The sequence below is a fragment of the Neisseria sp. HMSC056A03 genome, from assembly GCF_001815685.1.
GTDB classification, from domain to species: domain Bacteria; phylum Pseudomonadota; class Gammaproteobacteria; order Burkholderiales; family Neisseriaceae; genus Neisseria; species Neisseria subflava.
This window is the reverse complement of the sequence record NZ_KV821609.1, coordinates 1-452: the sequence shown is the minus strand read 5'-3', so window position 1 is coordinate 452 and position 452 is coordinate 1. Positions and strand designations below refer to the sequence as shown.

Annotated in this window: 1 pseudogene; it reads left to right on the top strand. The window is 56.6% G+C overall.

The window, feature by feature from the left end:
- Positions 1-452, top strand: a pseudogene (locus HMPREF3052_RS11755) (hypothetical protein); the annotation flags it as partial.

Below are 452 nucleotides of genomic sequence, written 5' to 3'. Positions count from 1 at the left end.
CCGGTTGCATACACCAAAGCCGACGGCACCAAAGTGTACAAACACACCGACGGCAACTTCTACGATGCACCCAACGGTGCAGGTAACCAAGTTGCAGCAGCGGATGTGATTACCAGCCTGCAGAATGCGGCCGGCAGCACAACCGCACCGACCACCTTGGCCAACGTGAAGGACAATCTGGCCGATACCGCTGCAGCCGTTACCAACCCGACCGGTAACGACCGCACCACCTTGTCTGCCAACAAAGGCCACAACGCCGCCACCGTCAACGACGTATTGAACGCCGGCTTCACCGTACAAGGCAACGGGGTTGACGAAGATTTTGTCACCCATGGCGATACCGTTAATTTTGTTAACGGCCAAGGTACCGTAGCCAACGTCAGCAGCACTGGCGGTGTAACAACGGTTAAGTTCGATACCCCGATGACCTATGTTGACACAGCGGGCACTCC